At 70.5% G+C, this 1,906-nt stretch carries 1 protein-coding gene; it reads left to right on the top strand.

Going from position 1 to position 1,906, the window contains the following annotated elements; translation table 11 throughout:
• On the top strand, positions 1-1,860 hold a 1,860-nt coding region (gene tkt, locus EKG36_RS20365; RefSeq protein ID WP_126487108.1), incomplete at its 5' end, for a transketolase.
• Between the last annotated feature and the right edge of the window lie 46 nt (positions 1,861-1,906).

Raw genomic sequence — 1,906 nt, forward strand, 5'->3', positions numbered from 1 at the left:
CCGGCCGATCCGCACTGGCCCGACCGCGACCGCTTCGTGCTGTCCAACGGCCACGGCTCCATGCTGCTCTACTCGCTGCTGCACCTGTCCGGCTACGAGCTCGGCCTGGAGGAGCTGCAGAACTTCCGCCAGCTCCATTCCAAGACCGCCGGCCACCCGGAATTCGGCTACGCCCCGGGCATCGAGACCACCACCGGCCCGCTGGGCCAGGGCCTGGCCAACGCCGTGGGCATGGCCATCGCCGAGCGCACCCTGGCCGCCCAGTTCAACCGTGACGGCCATACCATCGTCGACCACTACACCTACTGCTTCCTGGGCGACGGCTGCCTGATGGAGGGCATCTCCCACGAGGTGTGCTCGCTGGCCGGCACCCAGGGGCTGGGCAAGCTGATCGCCTTCTACGACGACAACGGCATCTCCATCGACGGCGAGGTCGAGGGCTGGTTCACCGACGACACCGCCAAGCGCTTCGAGGCCTATGGCTGGCACGTGGTGCCCAACGTCGACGGCCACAAGCCCGATGAGGTCAAGGCCGCCATCGAGCTGGCCCGCAGCCACGACGACCGGCCCAGCCTGATCATCTGCAAGACCATCATCGGCTTCGGCGCGCCCAACAAGCAGGGCAAGGAAGAGTGCCACGGCGCGGCGCTGGGCGAGGACGAGGTCGCCGCGGCCCGCGAGCAGCTCGACTGGCCCCACGCGCCCTTCCACGTGCCCGAGGAGATCTACCGGGGCTGGGATGCCACCGAGGCCGGCCAGTCCCGCCAGGCCGCCTGGCAGGCGCGCTTCGAGCGCTACGCCGCGGCCCACCCGGAACTGGCCCGGGAGTTCAACCGCCGCATCAAGGGCGAGCTGCCGACCGAGCTGACCAGCGAGGCGCTGATCGAGCAGGCCCAGGAGACGGGCGACAGCGTGGCCACCCGCAAGGCCTCGCTGGCCTGCCTCAACGCGCTCGGCCCGCAGCTGCCCGAGCTGCTCGGTGGCAGCGCCGACCTGGCGCCGTCCAACCTGACCTTCTGGAAGGGCGCCCAGACGATCTCCGCTCACGAGCCGGGCGGCAACTACCTGCACTACGGCGTGCGCGAGTTCGGCATGGCGGCGATCATCAACGGCATCGCCCTGCACGGCGGCTTCGTGCCCTACGGCGCGACCTTCCTGATCTTCATGGAGTACATGCGCAACGCCGTGCGCATGGCCGCGCTGATGGGCGTGCGGGCGATCCACGTGTTCACCCACGACTCCATCGGCCTGGGCGAGGATGGCCCCACCCACCAGCCGGTGGAGCAGCTGACCACCCTGCGCTCGACGCCGAACCTCTCCACCTGGCGGCCCTGCGACGCCGTGGAGACCGCCGCCGCCTGGGACGCCGCCATCAAGCGCCAGTCCGGCCCCAGCGCCCTGGTGCTGTCCCGCCAGGGGCTGCCCCACCAGGCCCGCACCAAGCAGCAGGTGGCCGAGATCCAGCGCGGCGGCTATGTGCTGAAGGACTGCGCGGGCACCCCCGAGCTGATCCTCATCGCCACCGGCTCCGAGGTCGCGCTGGCCATGGACGCCGCTACCGCCCTCGGCGAGACCGGCCGCGCGGTGCGGGTGGTCTCCATGCCGTCCAGCGACGTCTTCGACGCCCAGGACGCCGACTACCGCCAGCGGGTGCTGCCGGCGGAAGTGGGCAACCGCATCGCCATCGAGGCCGGCCACCGCGACTTCTGGTACAAGTACGTGGGCCTCGAGGGCCGCATCATCGGCATGAGCACCTTCGGCGAGTCCGCCCCGGCCGGCGACCTGTTCAAGTACTTCGGCTTCACCGTGGAGAACCTGCTGGCCGAAGCCGAGCAGTTGCTGGAGGATGCCGACGACTGATCGAGGCGTTCGGCACACGCACAAAGGGCACGGCGTCGGCCGTGCC

The sequence above is a fragment of the Halomonas nitroreducens genome (genome assembly GCF_003966155.1).
In the GTDB taxonomy this organism is placed as follows: domain Bacteria; phylum Pseudomonadota; class Gammaproteobacteria; order Pseudomonadales; family Halomonadaceae; genus Halomonas; species Halomonas nitroreducens.